This window comes from Hujiaoplasma nucleasis (assembly GCF_013745115.1).
Taxonomy (GTDB): Bacteria; Bacillota_I; Bacilli_A; order Izemoplasmatales; family Hujiaoplasmataceae; genus Hujiaoplasma; species Hujiaoplasma nucleasis.
Window position 1 is genome coordinate 1514108 of record NZ_CP051151.1, and the last position, 19142, is coordinate 1533249.

Here is a 19142-nt window from a genome sequence, read left to right on the forward strand (position 1 = left end):
AATATTGACTGAAAGTCCCTTACAAGTGTATAGTAAAAAATAAGAAATATATTATTTTTAATAGGGAGTTTATATGAAAAAATTCAAAGAAAAACTATCTTATCATTTTGATCAATTTCTATCAAAGGGTACTGTATCCTTGGTTTTATCTCTTTTCCTTATCTTGTTTTTAATTGTTCTAGGCATAGGTCTTTTACTTTATCTAGTTTTTCCAGATAGTCGCTTTTCAACAATGATCTGGACAAGTTTTATGCAAACCCTAGATCCAGGGAATCTGAGTGGTGAAAGTGGTAAGCCTTTCTATATGATAATGATGACTTTAGCAACCATAGTAGGAATCTTTATTACTTCTTTATTTATTTCCTTTATTTTAAATGGTTTTCAAAATAAACTTGAATCTCTAAGTAAGGGTCGTTCTAAGGTTATAGAAAGTAATCATACCCTCATATTAGGCTGGGATAACAATATTTATGTTGTTTTAAAAGAACTTATTGAAGCCAATAAATCACAAAGAAAAGCTGTCATTGTCATATTATCTGATAAGGATTCATTTCAAATGAATCAAGATATTAAAGATAATATTATTAACACTTTTAATTCTAAGTTGATTTGTCGATCTGGATCTATCTATAAAAAGGAAGATCTTGATATGTGTAATATCAAAGATGCAAAATCAGTTATTATTCTAGAAAATGATATGAATACTATTAAATCCTTATTGGTGATAAGTAATACTGAATTCTTCATCAAAGGTCATGGACATATATCTGCTTTAATGTATGATGAAAAAAATATAGATGTTGCTAAAAGCATAGGTAAAGATAAGTTAGAAGTCATCTACTTAAAATCAGCCATTACAAGAATTATGACGCAAACATGCCTACAAGCAGGTTTGTCTTCTGTCTATAATGAGTTGTTAGAATTCGAAGGAGATGAAATCTATTTCTATCAAACCAATGATTTACATGGAGTACTATTCAAAGATGCTATTTTAAGGTTTGATAACGCAATCTTAATAGGTATTGTTAGAAATAATGTGACTATGGTTAGACCTAATATGGATACAATCATTAATAAAGATGACCAATTGATACTGATCGTAGAAGATGAAGATAAAGCTATCTTAAATGACGGTCTTATCCAAGTAAATCAATCAGTAATTGTACAAGCAGATCATGCATCAAGTCTAAGAAGAGAATATATTTCTATTATTGGTTATAATCAAAAAATTCATGATATCATCCAAGAATTAAATAATTATTTAGATAAAGGATCAAAGATAAGAATTTTAGTGAATTCAAAAGACCATGTCAATATTTTAGAGAAATTAGAAGGTGATTTTAGTAAAATTGAAATTGAAATAGTCCTTGGACAAACTTATTCTAGAAAAGTCTTAGATGATTTTATAAAACCGACTTGTAAATATGTCATGATATTCGCTAATGATAATGTAGATTTTAATGACCAAGATTCTCAAACACTATTGACACTTCTTCATCTTAGAGATATTGAAGAAAAGCGAGGTAATAATTTAGATATTATTACAGAAATTACAGATGTAAGAAATACAGAAATCGTTGATTTAGCTAAGGTTGATGATTTTATTGTGAGTGAGTTAATCGCTAATAAAATGTTAGCGCAAATATCTGAAAATAGACATTTAACAGCAATTTTCGATGATTTGATGTCTTCAGAAGGTTCTGAAATATATTTAAAAGCAATCGAAAACTATATTCAAATTGATCAAGCAAGTGATTTTTATACATTATCTTTATCAGCATCTTTAAAAAATGAAATTGCAATCGGTTATAAACTTAAAAATGAAAATCATTTGCCTATAGTTATCTTGAATCCAAATAAGAATCAACCAATTCAATTTACTCCTGGAGATATGTTAATTGTTATCTCTGAGGATTAATCAAATTTGTTTCTAATAAGTATTGAAAATTATAGATAAAAGTATTATTATATGACTAAGATAATTGCTAAGAAAGGATACGTTTTATGGCTATAATTGACAAGATAAAAAATCTATTTAAAAAAGATATTAAAGATAATCTAGATTTAATATCAGTAGACTCTGTTAAAAGTAAGTTTGAACATGAGGATTACATGGGTGCGGCTAAGGATTTAAAAATTTTATTAGAAAAGTATGGCCGCAGAAAAAGAAAGAACCACAGGTATAAGGGAAGAGAATTTGTATATTTTATTTTAAGCAACAAACATAAAGACTTAAAGAATGTCGGATATACTCATTGGGAAAATATCAATCAGTTTATTCGATTAAACCAAGAAAAAGTTTACCCATATCATAAAAATAATTTACAAAGCGCCATAGATTTCTTTTTAAAAGAAGTCAAGGGCTTATATGAAATTAAAGTAATGGCTGAATAAAAAAGATAAATCTTCTATGATTAGGAGATTTTTTCTTTTTATTATGATATTTGGAGATAATCTATTATAATTAGGTTAAAGACTAAGGTTTGGTGATGATATGAAGAAAGTAATCCTGTTAATATTGGGTATATTACTTATCTTATTTGCTTGTGTGAATCATGAAGAGGATAATGTTTATACAGAAAATAATATATCGATGGTTGCTCGAACACAAAATAAGGATTATCAAATTTACAATAACGGTAAATTTGAAAATGTTTTTTTAACAGGTGTTAATATGGGAGCGGCACTTCCAGGAGCCTTTCCTGGGCAAATGGCCATACCAAAATCAATGTATTTAGAATGGTTTCATATGATCCATGATATGAATGCTAAAGTCATAAGAGTATATACTACGCAAATGCCTCATTTCTACGAGGCTTTATATGAGTTTAATCAAAGTGTAGATCAACCCTTATATTTAATGCATGGCCTATGGGTAAACGAAGATGATATTAGGCAAATTAATGATCCTTATGCGGATAATGGATATATATTAAATAATTTTATACAAGATGGTAAAGATTTAATTGATATACTTCATGGTAATAAGTTTTTAGAAGAAAAACCTGGTTTTGCTTCAGGAGAATATAAAACTAATATATCTCAATATGTTATCGGTTGGATTCTCGGTATAGAATGGGATCCTAATTTTGTAATAAACACAAATCAGGAGAATAGTGGTTTAGAAGCATATAGAGGTAAGTATCTTTATTCAACAGTGGATGCGTCGCCATTTGAAATTTTTCTTGCAGAAGTTGGAGATCAACTCATCGAATATGAAGTTGATAATTATCAATTTATGAGACCTTTAAGCTTTGTTAATTGGCCAACCACTGATCATTTAACACATCCAAATGAACCTGATCTAAAAGAAGATTCTGTATCTGTTAATATGAATCATATAAAAGGAAGCGATGAATTCATATCGGGATTCTTTGCATCTTTTCATATATATCCTTATTATCCTGAATTTATTAATTATAGTCTTGACTATCGTGATTATATAGATCACAGGGGTCAAGTGAATACTTATCAAGCTTATTTAAAGGATTTATTATCACATTTGGATATGCCGGTGATCGTGGCTGAGTTTGGTGTGCCTGCATCTAGAGGAAAGACTCATGAAGATGTAAACAGAGGATTTAATCAAGGGTATTTAAGTGAAGAAAGTCAAGGTCTTATGAATGTTATGATGTTAGAAGATATCTATTTAAGCGATTATGCAGGAGCTTTAGTCTTTACTTGGCAGGATGAGTGGTTTAAAAGAACTTGGAATTCCATGGATTTTGATTTAGCACACCGTAGACCTTACTGGTCAAATGTCCAAACCAATGAACAACATTTTGGATTATTGGCTTTTGAACCTGGTGAAAATGAAAGAATTAGATATGTCGATGGCGATTTAAGTGATTGGCAAGGTGAAATTCCTATTTATAGCGATAATACATTAGAATTGTATACCGCATTTGATGCTAGATATATGTATATAATGATTGACTCAAAAGAAGATTTATTGACGAATACTTTGTTGATACCTATGATGACAAGTCCTAATCAAGGTAATAATTTTATAAAAGGTACAGATATTTCCTTTTCTAAACCGATTGATTTTTATATTTTAATTAATGGTCAAAATCAAGCTGAAATATTTGTGGATGCTTATTATGATCCGTTTTATTACTTGTATCATGAAGAATTAAATATGCTTGAAAAGAATCCAGAATATAGGGAAAAAAACACAGGGGTTTTTAACTCTATCTATCAAGCTTTATCAGCTTCATTGTTTTTACCTGAAGAGAATACTCAAATTGATTTTTTAAAGCATAACACAGGTAGATTGACTCACGGAAATGCCAATCCAAATTCTGCTGATTATAATTCTTTAGCTGATTATTATATGGATAATCATAGTATTGAAATTAAAATACCTTGGTTATTACTGAATATATCAGATCCATCGACAAAGATGAGATTGGCTGATTTTTATGAGAATGATTGGTTTGTTTCTGAAAAAATTGATCAAATCTATATTGGAGCTACAATAGTAAATAGTGAAATTAATCAAGAAGTATCTCTGGTTTCAACGACTTGGGATGCTTGGGAATATCCTCTTTACCATACAAGATTAAAAGAATCATATTATATATTACAAGAAGCTTTCGAAGAATATTTGGATAAGGAGTAACTCATGAATTATAAAGCTAATTCTATTGATGAATATTTAGATTCTATTCCTCAAGATAGAAAAGAAGTTATGATTAAATTAAGAAATATTTTTTCAGAGAGTCTACCGCAAGGTTTTTCTGAGTCCTTTCAATATAATATGATTACTTATGTGGTCCCCTTTCATATATACCCAAATGGCTACCATGTTGATTCAAATACTCCCTTGCCCTTTATAAGCCTCGCCTCTCAAAAAAATCATATAGCTATATATCATTTAGCCTTATATATGAAAAAAGACTTATTATATTGGTTTACAAAAGCTTATCAAGATTTAAATATAAATAAATTGGATATGGGTAAATCTTGTATTCGCTTTAAAAATATAAATAAAATTCCTTTTGATCTAATCAAGGAATTGGCTAAAAAAATATCTGTAGAAGAATATATTAAAATTTATGAAGAAAGTAGAATAAGGTAAATATGAAATATACAAGTAGAATCATGATTAATAAAAATATTAAAGAAGTATTTAATACTTATATTGACTACCAACAAATGCCTTTTTGGCAAGAATCTTTAAAAAGAATCGAACATGATGGACCCATCCATAAGGAAGAAACAGTCTCTAAATTAATATTTGAATTTAATAATCAAGAAATGATCATGACAGAAACTATAGAAAAAATAAAATCACCAAATATATTTACAGCAATTTATCAAGTGCCTGGTGCTTGGAATAAGTGTGTTAATCTATTTAAAGAAATCAATGGTGTGACTGAATGGACCATGGAATCAGAATTTATTTTTGATGAAGATAATGATATACCTATTTCTGCCTTTGAAAATAAGACTTTAACAGCCATGAAAATTTTTAAAGACTATATAGAAAATAAATAAGATAACTATATAATTTAATCTTTTATAAGAAAACGCTTGTTTTTTTACTGTAATCAAGAGAAAATGATTGCGTTTTTCTATATTTATGTTACACTTAATAGTCTTTAGAAAAAAGGGAGAAATAAATGAACTATAAAAACAAATTAATTGAACAAGCATTAACACAAATGGGCTTTGAAGAATTTACTGAAATTCAAGCCAAAGCCATGCCATTGATTGAAGAAGGAAAAGATATTATTGGTCATTCGCAAACAGGAACTGGTAAAACAGCTGCTTTTGCATTACCATTATTAGATCGTATTGATTATGAAAACCAAAACATTCAATCAATTATTATTTGTCCAACAAGAGAACTTGCTGTACAAGTAAAATCAGAAATAGATTCTATGGGGCAATACTTACCGAAGTTAAAAACTGTAGCGATTTATGGTGGTGAAGCCATTACCATTCAAATCAAAAGTTTAAAATATAAGCCACAAGTGATTATTGGAACACCAGGAAGAATTATTGATTTAATGAAAAGAAAACTCATTAAATTACATGATATTTCTTATCTTGTCTTAGATGAAGCAGATGAAATGTTAAAAATGGGATTTATTGAAGACATTGAAACCATTTTAGAACAAACGAATCCAGAAAGACAAACGGTTATGTTCTCTGCGACAATGCCTAAAAGAATCATCGATATTACGAAGAAATACATGAACAATCCAGAACTAGTTTCAGTTGTGACTGGTGAAGAACCTAATGAAGATATTACTCAATATTATTATTTAATTCAAGACAAACATAAAATTGAAGGTATCACAAGATTATTACATGTATACAACCCAAATTTAACCTTAGTTTTTTGTAATACCAAACGTAAAGTAGATGATGTTACTAGAGAATTATCAAAAAAAGGTTATAATGTTAATAAAATCCATGGGGATTTAAAACAAACCAACCGACTTCAAGTCTTAGATTCATTTCATAATGGAGAACTAGATATCTTAGTAGCCACTGATGTTGCTGCTAGGGGCTTGGATATTAAAAACGTTGAAGTTGTTATTAACTATGATGTGCCTGAAAAAGCAGAATATTATGTTCATCGTATTGGTCGAACTGGTCGTATTGGTAATAAGGGTTATTCATTCACCTTGGTTTCTAAACGTGAAATGTCAAGAATTGATATAATTCAAAATTTCACTAAAACGAAGATTAAGAAAAGAAAAATACCGACACCTGATACAGTACTAAAAATTAAACAAGAACATCAAATTTATGATATTGAACAAATCATTGAACATATTAATTTAAGTCCATATTTAGATACAGCGACTTTATTATTAGAATCAAAAGAACCTGTTGAGATTATTTCAGCCTTATTACATAAGATTGATAAAAATCAAGTCACTGAAAAAGTAGAAGGTGATATCAACGAAGACTTTACTTCTAAAGGTAATTCTAGATCTCAATCAAGAACTTCATCAAGATCAAGTAATCCAAGAGTTAAGGGAGATAGTCAAAGATACCATTTAAATGTTGGTAGTGAATCTGGATTAACACCTAAACAATTGGTTAACTTTATCATAAAGAAAACCAAGTTAAGTAACTTTGATATCAATGATGTATCAGTAAGTAAACAAGCATCTTTCTTTAATGTTCCTTCAAGACACCATGACATGGTTATGTCTGCATTAGCGAACATAAACTTAAGTGGTATCAATACTTCAGTACAAATGGCTAAGCCTACAAAAAGAAGATACTAATCAATGAACGTTACCGAAAAGGTAACGTTTTTTTTCTAATCTATGCTATAATCTTTTTGGTAGGTGAATAAGTATGAACAGGATAAATGCAATGTATCAAGATTTTTTACTGATAAGAAGAAAGAAAATTATCAAGGTAGTGACTTATATTATGATACCAATAATTGTCTTTGCTTTAATCATGCTGTATTTTATATTAGAAGAACCTAGACAAGTTTATAAAACACTTTTTTATATTTCCTTAGGACTTATTGGAACCGGATTATTAAATATAGCCTTATCATTCTTAATATTAACTGATAAACCTATGTATAATATCGTCATAAATGAAATTATAAAAGATGTGAATATGAATGAACAAAGATTTCTTGAATATGAGCCCTTCATCAAAGAAAAAGAAATATTTAATTTAAGTGGTTTATATCCAAGAAGTGCCAGTAAGTCAACTAAATTTAAATTGACTATGAATACAGATCATCATAGTCAAGTTCAATTGTTTTTTACAGAAATATTTACCCAATCCAATAACTCAAGGGTTGTCTATTTTAAGGGTTTATATATGGTTTTTGATACACTTAATCAAGATATCTTTCAGATTAGAAGAAAAGGAAAACCAAGACATAAAGAAATCAAATTAATCAAAGAAGAAAGAGAAGATAAGTTAAAGTTTTACACACAAGGTAAACCTATTAAAGAAACTTATTTGTTATTATTTGAGTCTTTAGAGAATCAATATGGTAAAGTTGATATTGCTGGTGCTAAAGATCAAATCCATGTGGCTTTATCTAATTTTATGAAGATTTCTATCGAAAAAGAAATCAATGATTCAGTCTATAAAAAATATTATGATATGATTTTATCATTAATTAAACTGACAGATGAAATTAGTGAAAAAATAGCTTATTAAAGGATGATTAATCTATGAAAAAATATAAGATTGCTTATGTTTGTGTTCACAACTCTTGCCGTTCACAAATGGCTGAAGCCATTACTAAAGCATTTTATTTAGATTTTTTTGAAGCTTATAGTGGTGGTACAGAAACAAAACCTCAGATTAACCAAGATGCTGTAAGAATCATAAAAGATATGATTCAGGTAGATATGAATCAAAGTCAACGTTCTAAATTGATTGATGAGTTGCCTGAAGTTGATATATTAATTACCATGGGATGCAATGTGGAGTGTCCATATCTCCCTTGTAAACATAGGGAAAATTGGGGATTGGATGATCCAACAGGTAAGCCTGATGAAGAATTCATCAAAACAGCTGAAATCATTAAAGAAGAGATTGAATCTTTAAAAACAAGAATTTTGAAAGAAGGATTTCCTTTTCAAGAAAAAATAGAATTCCATATCTGATTTATAAGCCCATCTTTTAATGATGGGTTTTTATTTAGAAAGTAAGTTGTTTATCAAGTTAAATAATGATAAAATATTGGAAGATTAGGAGAATACATTGTTAAAGACACTTAAAGAATATTTAATCAAACATCCTTATATTTTCTATAGTTTAGTGTTTATATTGATATTCACTTTAGGACAAATACCTTTCCAGATAAAAGATGGTTCTTTTTCTTTGAAAGGTTTTTTCTCAGAACCTTCTTTATTTTTCGATGCTTTAAAACAACACATGTTATTTTTATATGACTTTGTTTCAAAAATAAAAGGATTTTTGTTTGCTGGTGAAAGTTTTCCTGTATATTCATATGATATAGGTTTTGGTGGAGACTTTCTTTATTCTTATGCATTTTATTCTATTTTTGATCCTTTAACTATCATTGCTTATATCATACCGATTAAATATATAGGTTTATCATATTTTCTTATGATGGTGATTAGGCTTTATTTATCGGGTTTATTTATGATGATACTAGGAAAAACTTTGGGTATACAAAAACCAACATCATTAATCATTATTGGCTTAGTCTATGCTTTTTCATTTCCAATGATGTATTCGGTATATAGACATGCTTTCTTCATTAACGGTCCTATGTATTTACCCTTGTTAATGATTGGGGCTGAAAGAATTATTCATAAGAAAAGCCCTTTATTATTTATAGTATCCGTATTTTTAGCTGCCATTAGTCAGTTTTACTTCTTTGTATATATTCTTGTTGGTTTTTCAGTCTATTGGATTTTTAGAATTTATGGAAAACATGAATCCAAAAATCATATACTCTTCTTAAAAGTTATCATATATGGTTTTATTGGGGTTTTAATGGCTGCTTTTGTTTTGTTGCCTACTTTTATTCAACTCGTAGAAGGCTCAAGAAGTGCATCTAAGGGTTTTGATGTCTTCAATTTCTATGAATTACATACTATTATTCGATCTCATTTGATACCTTTAAGAGGGGTTAAGTATAGTATTGGTATAGGTAACATAATCTTGTTACTGACTGGATTTATGTTTTTTTATCATAAAGACAGTAAATATCCATTTATTAAATGGTCTTTTATTATCTTTTTAATCTTAAGCATTTCTTCATCTTTTGGTTTTTTATTAAATGGTTTCACTTATACCAACCAACGATGGTTATTTATCATTATGGTTCCTTTGGTTTTAGGCTTTGGTTTTATCATTGATGAAGCTATTCTTATAGAAAAATCAACCAAACAAAAAGCTATAAGTGCTGTATTGACTATCTTAATGCTTACATTATTTTTAATCCTAACAACCATTGAATTTAAATCACCTGTCATGAATATTTTTTATTTTGTTATCTTATTTTTTGTTTTTGTATTTTTGACAACTTATCTATGTCAAGATAAGTTTACTCAAAGAATAGCTTTAATTGTTAATGTTAAAAACTTAAAGTATTTGGTTCTAATATTTATGGTTTATACAGTTTTTCATTATGGTTTTTATTACGCGAAAATGAATACACCAAAGGATGGTTTTAATGATTATTATCCTAATGTAGAGTTGTTTGAAGACTATTTTCCTAAAGATTCATTCTATCGCGTTGAACAACAAATGTATGATGGAGGATTCGATAAATACAGTAATGATTCCTTAAGATACAATTACTATTCTACCCATCTATATAATTCTATGGCTAATGGCTATATTGGGGAATATATCAATGCTTTAGAGATTATAAATTTAAATGGGACAACAGGTTATAATGGATTAGAAAGAAGATCTCTTTTGATGTCAGTGAATCAAGTGAAGTATGTATTAATCAGAGAATCTGAAAAAACTTTACCACCTTATGGATTTATTTTAGTTGATACTTTATCTGTACCTCAATATTCAAATGAAAGCATGGCCATCTTAGGTAAAGATTTCCTTAGAGAACGAGGACAAGTTGTTTATGAGGATTTATATGTATATGAAAACCAGTATTTTGTAGATTTTGCTTATATGCTTTATGATACTTATAATTTAGATGATTTTAATGGGTTAGATTATTTAAGTAAACAGGAAGTTTTACTTGATTATGTAGTTTTAGAAAATGGTCAAAATCAAAACAGTAGTCATCAAGTAGACTTTGTAGAAGTCCTTGATTTTGCGATTATTGATCAAGAAAAATATACATTCACAGTTCCTGAAATTCAAAATCAAGAAGTCTACCTTTATATTGAGGCGATAATCAAAGATGATCATGATGAAGTCTATGAAATTGTTTTTGAAACAAAGGATGTTAGATTAAGAGATACTTCAAGCCCCTATGGGACAAACACTTATAAGGAAAATAAAACTCATCTAGTCAATTTAGGCTATTATGAGAATCAAGAAAATTTAGAAGTAAATATATATTTTGACCCAGGAACTTATTATATAGTAAATATCTCTTATGCCTTATTGGATATGGACAATATTGATCAAAAATTACTTAATTTAAACCAAGAGACTTTAGATGATATAGAATTCAATAATCAGGGTTTTACAGGGAATATAACTGCTAAAGATGATGGTTATTTGATGGTTTCATTACCTTATTCTAAAGCTTTCAAAGCTTATGTGGATGATAAAGAAGTTGATATTCATAGAGCTAACATTGGTTTTATGTCTATTGAGATTCCCAAGGGTAATCATCAAATTGAGTTTGTCTATCAAACGAGAGGCTTAACTTTAGGCTTAATTTTATCTTTATCAGGTTTTATTTTGTTGATTGGAACAATTATTATTGATTATAAGATAAGTAAAAAAGAAAATATCTAAAAAATATTTTCTTTTTTTTTAGTCTTGTAGAAAAAGATATGATAGAAATGTTAAAATGATATTTAATAAAGGAGATTGTATGAGTTTAAAGTTAAAAGAAATGTCTAAGGAAGAACTATGGCATTTATTTCCTATCATTTTAAAAGAACACAATCCTGACTATAAAAATTGGTATGAAGAAGAAAAGAAAAAGCTTATTTCCATGATTGGTAAAGATAAAATTCAAAGAATCAATCACATAGGATCAACATCAGTGCATGGTTTAATAGCTAAACCAACCATTGATATTTTAATTGAAGTAGAAAATGAACAAGTCATTCATGACATTAAAGAAATATTGAACTCTGATGAATATATTTGTCTTGAACAAAAGGATGTATACAAAAATCCTGCTATTTTTTGTATGAAGGGCTATAGTGAGAATGGTTTTGCGGAAAAGGTTTACCATATTCATATTAAAATTATAAATAATCATAAGGAATTATATTTTAGAGATTATTTGCAAAGTCATCCTGAAGTAGCTAATAAATATGGTGACTTAAAGATTCAATTATTGAAGAAATATAAACACCATCGAGATAATTATACGGACAATAAGACTGAATTTGTTCAATATTATACATCCATAGCTCGTAGTATTTATCCAAACAGGTATAAACCAAAGAAGTAATTTTCTTTGGTTTATATTATTTTTACTCAATTATTTATTTTTTATATGAAGATTATGCTAAATATGAAAAAAATTTGTTTTTCTTATAGAAAAATATGTAGTTTTTCATTTAATTAAGATAAAATATAGATATAAAGATAGAATTTATCTTTAAGAGGGGGTTTTATGTTATGAAAAAGATTTTATTAATGATTTCTTTATCACTTATAGCTTTATTCTTAATAGCTTGTGATGGAACTGGAATTACGACAGACAATTTAACATTACCTAATATCACAACAGGAACTCAGCTGCCGACAACTGAGGATATCTCCGATGAGCCAGCAACTGAAATTCCAACAACAAGTGAGCATCCAACTCAAGAACCAACAACTTATGAAAGTTCTACTGGAGAACCAACCTCAGTTCACACAGAAGAGGATACAGTGGTTCCTACAAATGAGCCTACCAATGATTCAACATTAAGTGGGCAATTAGATGTTGTGACTGGCTTAAACATCAACCAATCAACTAAAGTCCTATCTTGGATAGGTGTCCAAGGGGCTATTGGCTATGATATTTATGTTGATGGTGAGTTTTTTATTCATGTATCAACAACATCTTATGATTTTTCATCTATGACTGCAGATTCGATCTTATTTTCAATTGTTGCTAAAGCACCTAGTGGCTTAAGCGATTCTGCTATGTCTTCAACCATTGCTTATATGGGTGATAAGGCATCACAAATACAAGCAATGATTCTTGTCTTGAATTCAAGTCCGATGGATTTCCATGATTCGGAAGCTTTTGCTACTGAACTTGTAAGTAAGGGTATGACAGCGGATGATATGGATGAAATGATGACTCAAATAATGTCTTTGGAACAAATATCATTTGATGATTTTAATGATTTCTTTGCTTTTATCGATGGCATTATTGAATCCATGGATAGATATATGATAGAAGCATTTTTATCAGCCCTTATTAAAGTAGAATTACCAGTCTTATTGCAAGAACAATTAGACTATTATATGGAGTTACATGGTCAAGAATATTATTACGATGAATATTATGATAAAAGTCTCGTTTATGATTATTCTGAAGACATTCATATGATAGAATCATTATTGCTTTTCTTGGAAAGTCATTCTGATCAATCAGTTCAAACGATAATGGTTTTTATTGATTATTTGATGGCTGTTGAAGCATCAATCAATCAAGATATGATTACTGATTTAGAAGATATCATCATGACTGGACCTTTTGAAGAATTATCAATCATGTTAATTGTATCTTTAAAGAATGAGTTAGTTAATGATTTGATTATTAATTTACCAACATTAGAAGAAATGGTCTTAGTTAACACGACAATGATGGCCTTCATTGATGTTTTGAGTGAAGGTGAAATTGATTTATCAATGATTTCTGTTGTTGATCAAGCCCAACAAGAACTAATGATTTTAGAGTTAGTGTTTAACTTCCTTTTAGAAATAGACCAAGACTATATTAGAGCTTTTGCTCAAGCAGCTATGGGCGCGAATATATTAGATGCAAAAGAATTTATTAAGCAAAACTTTTATGCATTTGATAGGTTTATGAATAATAACCAAATCTTATTAGATAGTTTAGATGCATCAATGTCTAGTGACTTGCTAGAAGAAATTTTTATTGAAATGATCTTTATACCTCTTATGATTGAAGAATATTATTCTTATACTTATGACAGGGAATACGACCCAGAAGTTGAAGAAGAAATAGCTTTATTGGTGAGAGAATACATTGATTTTTCAGATATATTATTATTTGGTGATTCATTAAAAGATTCAATGGAATTGATATTTGATACACTAATAGAAAATGATTTAGCCATAGTGGATGATTTCATTGAGCTCATGATGTTAGAACAAGGTGGGTCTAATGTTGTGGCCCATAATGATGATTTTGATGATATTAATTTCTACATCAATGTACTATTAGAAGCTGGTAATTATGACTTAGTGGTTAGGGGATATGATGATATTGACCATGGTGAGATCGTTATTTATGTTTATGCAGGTGGATATTTACTGAATGAAGATCCTGTATACTTAAATCAAGGACAAGAACTTGTGATTCCATTAACATTAACTTCTAAAATGAATGTTGAATTTTATACATCAGGTGAGGTTGATACAGTCGGAACGATTATCAGTACTGATTCACAAGTTAGAACACGCGCACAAATACAAGCTTCTTTAATCAATGGAATCATTGACCTAGTGAATCCTGTCATTCAAAATGTAACTATAGAAGAATATCAAGCCTTAATTGATATTATTTTTGCTAATGTTTACTTACAAATGGAAATTGTGTCTTTAACAGGTAATGATTTTACTGATTATATGAGGACTGCTCAATTTGTTGAAATGGCGATTAGAAATACCATGGAAAATCAAATCAATATCATACAAAATACGATTAATGTATTAGATGACACTACTTTTATTGATGATTTAATGTCAATGTATGATACTTATTTTGAAGACGAATTGGGCTATTATGGCTTAGCTATTATTTATGCGAATTTAGTAGATGATGTATATAGTGCTAATCAAGTTGATATAGATGTGCTTATAGAGGAATTTATTACAACGATTTCAGATCCTGAAATGATGTTATTATTAATGTTAAATGAAGATGATATTTTGAATATTGAAAACGTAATTAATTCATACATTAATGATTTAACAACCCAAGCAAAGCTTATTAAGGATTATGATTATCAACTTATAACGGAAACACAAATGTTAGACGTTGAAGAATTTATTCTAACATTAGAAGAATTGGGTATTTATATTGAGATTCCTAGTCAAGTAAAGGGTTATGAACCTGGTGTAGTACTTTCTGAGATTGAAATCTTTGTGCCGTATGAGGTTCAAGATTTTTATCAAATGATAGCATATGATTATATTGAGGCCTACAACAATGATCCGCAAAACCAATACTTATATCCGCATGATATTTATGTCTATGGTGTTGATAATTATGAACTTATAGATAAGGAATATTATAGTGAAGGTGGTCCTGATATTTTCGCTATTCCACAACCTTTGTTGGGAGGAATGGTTGCTGAAATGGATTTAATTAGTCCAATTCAATCTCAAGAGTTAATTGACTACATGCTTAATTTCCTTGATGATGATTTGGTTGAAGATACTCTTTATGATGGGGAATTTTATGGTGTACCTTATTCAATGGAATCATTATTCTTGTTTTATGATAAGAGATTATTATCAGAAGAAGATGTTTTAAGTTGGGAAGGTATTTGGGCAAAATCACAAACATTAGGTGTCAATGCTTCTGCCATAACTTCTCCTGATAATTATAATAACTCATTCTTAATATTAGCTTCATATTTAGATAGTGGTCAAATGCCAGTGACCTTATTCCAAGATGGTATCAATACCAATACTGATTTTGTTAATGATGCATCCATTTCAGTAATGAAATGGGGTCAAAGAATCTTCTCTGATACTTATGGAATACAAAATTTTAGTCCTTCTGAAGCTATAAATAAAATGCAAAATCAAGAACTTTTGTCTTTTATAGGTGGACCTTGGCATATGAATGATGTATATGCAACGATGGGCGAAAATCTTGGTATTGCTGTTTTACCGACATTCATATTAACTGAAGAAGATGTTTATGGTTCAGTTCAAGTAGGTACTCAAATGAAGTCTGGTGCCTTTACTGATGGAAAAGTCTTTGTTAAAAATCAATACTCATATGAATCTGAGTACTTAGATGATTTATTAGCTTATTTTGTTTCTTATGAAGTTCAAGAGTTTGCGGTTGCTTATGATAATATAGCGCCTACATATAAGTATGCAAATGAAGAATTTTATTCATTAAGTCATGATGATATTTGGGTTCAAATGCTTAGAACCCAAGTGGACATGTTAAAACAAGGCATTCCTCAACCATTTAAGAGCAAAGAAACAAATATTTCTTTATATTATAATAGTGGTACTGATGATATTTTGTTCTTCTTATTATCTTTAGACCATATCGTAAATACAGATGAACTTATCGTTGAAAACATGCAAGATATGGAAGATATATGGACCAGTCATGAAACATCAAATGATCTAGATGGTTTCTATATTACCGGTAATTTTGCAGGGTGGTCTGATAGTTTTTCAAATCCTGATTATCAAATGATACCTACGGCGTCTGATAATCCTCTCTTTGTTGGAATGAATCCAAAAATTCAAACTGCTAGTGAAATTTATATCATTGATGTAATGATTCCTAGTGAAGATGCTGGTTGGTCAGAGTTTTATAACATCGGAGGTACATCTTATGAGTTTAATGGTAATTTAACTGTCAAATTTGCTTATGTGCAAGATTATGACGGTATCATGGTTCCTAATTATTGGGCTCCATCACCAGAAAGTGGAGTGGTCTATAATTTAACTCCAGAAACCTTATATATACCTGATTATGTTGATGACTATGGTAATCCTGGTGGAGACTGGAATTCAAACCCTGTTGTTTTTGAACCGGGAAGATATATTATGGTTGTGGCAGTCATTGATGGTGAATTATGGTTTGGGGCTGTTGAAAAAGAAGTTAGTCAACCAGTAGAAGGGGCTATTGTTATAGGAAATACAGTTCCAACCACAGGTACTTTTGCTATGGTTGGTTTACCATTCAATCAAGGACTTTTAGCAGTTATTGACTACTATAATACACATCTTACTGGTGATGAATTACCTATCGTATTTTCACATTATGATGATCAGTTCGACCCTGAATTGGCTTTAAATTATTTAGACAATTTACGAACAATTGATGATGTTTTTGCAGTTGTAGGTCTTTTAGGAACTCCAACAGTCAATTATACTTATCAATTCTTTTTAGAAAACAATATACCTTTGATTTTCCCATTGAGTCCTAGTGATCAAATATACAATGAATATTCTATGAATAACCCAATTATTCCTGTTCAACCAATCACTTATACTGAAGGAAGGTTTATGGCTTTAAGGGCTTTAACAACATCCATTTATGGACTTAATCAAGACCAAGCTTTTCCTAGCGATGGTAAAATAGTAATTATGTTTTCAGAAGACGAAAACACTGGTTTACCTACCATGTTTGGTATCGCTGACCAATTAGATCAATTGGGCTTTAATTGGGATAATGTATATTTCTTACCAGTCAATAGTGAGAATGTAGAAACTCAATTATCTACAATTGAGTCATTTAATCCTGATGTGATTTTAACTGGTCTAGACTATCAAACATTTATTGATGCGATGATGGCTATGGATGATCTAGGAATTTCTATTCCAGTATTTGCTTCTTCAGCCAATACGAATTCTTACTTTATGGGCCTTAATTATTCTCCACAAAGACCTATCTATAACAATGCATGGATAAATATAGATATAACATCAAATGAATATTTAGAATATGTTCAAATGATTAATAGTGCCACTATTTTTGATGAAGCCACAAAACAATCTTTATTAGGAAATCCATATAGTATTTATGGTTATATAGCAGGATTAACACTTATTGAAGGTTTGTATCGAGTTCAAGATAATAATTTGGATATAACAGTCGAGAATTATATAGCTATGATGGAATCAATGCCTATAAATATCCCTATGGCTGGTGACTTAGATTTATCTAATGGTAGTCGAATTGGTGCTAATTCAATGTCATTGATACAATATAAGGTTGGTGATAATCCAAATACTGTTGAAATAGAAACAGATGCTATTTATTGGGTTTTAATTGAAGATTATGTAGATATTTATGATTTACAAGCTGAATTAATTGAATAATTATTATTGTATAAAAAAGCCAAAGAGTTTTTATAAATTCTTTGGCTTTTCTTGTAAAGAAAATTCGTAAATGCTATAATTTGTATACAATCGGAGGATTTATGAAAGAAAACAAGGCCTTTTTAAACCAACAAGTTATGACCTATCTTGGAAATAAAAGAAAACTACTATTTGCCATTGAAAAAGAAATAATCAAGATAAAAAACGAACTCAATCAAGAAAAACTTTCTATGGTTGATTTGTTTTCAGGAACAGGCATTGTTTCTAGAATGTTTAAACAACATGCTCATAGTCTGATTGTCAATGATTTAGAACTTTATAGTAAAATTACTAACCAATGTTATTTAAGTAATTATAGTGAATTTCAAGAAGAAGAGTATTTAAAGTATTATAAACAAATTAAAGATAAAGAAAAAAATCATCGAACAAAGGGTCTTATTTCTAAAGAATATGCGCCTAAGGAAGATCTTGCCATCAAAATAGGTGAAAGAGTGTTTTATACATCTAAGAACGCTGAAACGATTGACACCCTTAGAAAAGCCATTGATGATGTTCCTAAAAATTATCAAAAGTATTTTTTAGGACCTTTAATTTATGCAGCTTCTGTACATAATAATACTGGGGGTATTTTTAAAGGTTTTTATAAGGATAGTCAAACAGGGATTGGTAAATTTGGTGGCAATGGCCAACATGCCTTAAAAAGAATTACGGGTGATATTAAACTATTAAAACCAGTTTTTAGTCATTTTGAAACAAGGGTAGATATATATCAAAAAGATTCTAATCAATTGGTTAAAGAATTAGATTTGGTTGATCTTATTTATATTGATCCGCCATATAATCAACATCCTTATGGTTCTAATTATTTTATGTTAAATCTCATTATAAAAAATAAAATAGAGGCTGATGTCTCTAAAGTATCAGGTATTCCTAATGATTGGAATAGGTCTAATTATAATAAAAAACATAAGGTGCTAGAGACTTTTACAGACTTGATTCAACATGCTAAGGCGAAATATTTACTTATTTCTTATAACTCAGAAGGTTATATATCTTTTGATGAAATGGAAAAAGTCTTAAGAAAATATGGAGAGCTTTCTATTAATAAAATTAGGTATAATACATACAGAGCATCAAGAAATTTAAGACAAAGAGATAAATATGTACATGAATACTTATTTGTTTTAAAAAAAGATAATTCTATTAAGATAAAATAATGTTCGAATTTATTTTATGATATA

Annotated in this window: 12 protein-coding genes; all 12 read left to right on the plus strand. The window is 29.1% G+C overall.

The window, feature by feature from the left end; all coding sequences use genetic code 11:
• The first annotated feature begins 73 nt into the window (after positions 1-73).
• The 12 genes from HF295_RS07330 to HF295_RS07385 all read left to right on the plus strand — a co-directional run bounded on the left by HF295_RS07330 (position 74) and on the right by HF295_RS07385 (position 19118).
• Entirely contained in the window at positions 74-1918 is a 1845-nt protein-coding gene (locus HF295_RS07330) for a CASTOR/POLLUX-related putative ion channel (protein WP_312031518.1), read from the plus strand.
• Between the two features lie 86 nt (positions 1919-2004).
• The gene (locus HF295_RS07335; RefSeq protein ID WP_312031519.1) at positions 2005-2394 is read left to right on the plus strand and encodes a hypothetical protein; all 390 of its coding nucleotides are present in this window, start codon (positions 2005-2007) and stop codon (positions 2392-2394) included.
• 100 nt (positions 2395-2494) lie between these two features.
• A complete protein-coding gene (locus tag HF295_RS07340; RefSeq protein ID WP_312031520.1) occupies positions 2495-4624 on the plus strand; it encodes a hypothetical protein in 2130 nt (709 codons plus the stop codon).
• A gap of 3 nt (positions 4625-4627) precedes the next feature.
• On the plus strand, positions 4628-5083 hold the full coding sequence (locus tag HF295_RS07345) for a DUF1801 domain-containing protein (RefSeq protein WP_312031521.1): 456 nt from the start codon (positions 4628-4630) through the stop codon (positions 5081-5083).
• 23 nt (positions 5084-5106) lie between these two features.
• The gene (locus HF295_RS07350) at positions 5107-5502 is read left to right on the plus strand and encodes a hypothetical protein (RefSeq protein ID WP_312031522.1); all 396 of its coding nucleotides are present in this window, start codon (positions 5107-5109) and stop codon (positions 5500-5502) included.
• A gap of 125 nt (positions 5503-5627) precedes the next feature.
• Positions 5628-7253 (plus strand): DEAD/DEAH box helicase, encoded by a 1626-nt coding sequence (locus HF295_RS07355; RefSeq protein WP_312031523.1) that lies wholly within the window; start codon positions 5628-5630, stop codon positions 7251-7253.
• A gap of 73 nt (positions 7254-7326) precedes the next feature.
• Entirely contained in the window at positions 7327-8160 is an 834-nt protein-coding gene (locus HF295_RS07360) for a hypothetical protein (protein ID WP_312031524.1), read from the plus strand.
• A 14-nt stretch (positions 8161-8174) separates the two neighbouring features.
• Positions 8175-8612: an arsenate reductase ArsC gene (locus HF295_RS07365; protein WP_312031525.1), complete on the plus strand. Its 438-nt coding sequence runs from the start codon at positions 8175-8177 to the stop codon at positions 8610-8612.
• Positions 8613-8709: 97 nt separating this feature from the next.
• Complete coding sequence (locus tag HF295_RS07370) at positions 8710-11418, plus strand: YfhO family protein (protein ID WP_312031526.1); 2709 nt, start codon at positions 8710-8712, stop codon at positions 11416-11418.
• A 79-nt stretch (positions 11419-11497) separates the two neighbouring features.
• Positions 11498-12088, plus strand: coding sequence for a GrpB family protein (locus HF295_RS07375; RefSeq protein ID WP_312031527.1), 591 nt, complete (start codon positions 11498-11500; stop codon positions 12086-12088).
• Between the two features lie 170 nt (positions 12089-12258).
• Positions 12259-17901 carry an extracellular solute-binding protein gene (locus tag HF295_RS07380; RefSeq protein ID WP_312031528.1) on the plus strand — a complete coding sequence of 1881 codons (5643 nt, stop codon included), beginning with the start codon at positions 12259-12261 and terminating at the stop codon, positions 17899-17901.
• 101 nt (positions 17902-18002) lie between these two features.
• Positions 18003-19118 carry a DNA adenine methylase gene (locus tag HF295_RS07385; protein ID WP_312031529.1) on the plus strand — a complete coding sequence of 372 codons (1116 nt, stop codon included), beginning with the start codon at positions 18003-18005 and terminating at the stop codon, positions 19116-19118.
• The last annotated feature ends 24 nt before the right edge of the window (positions 19119-19142 follow it).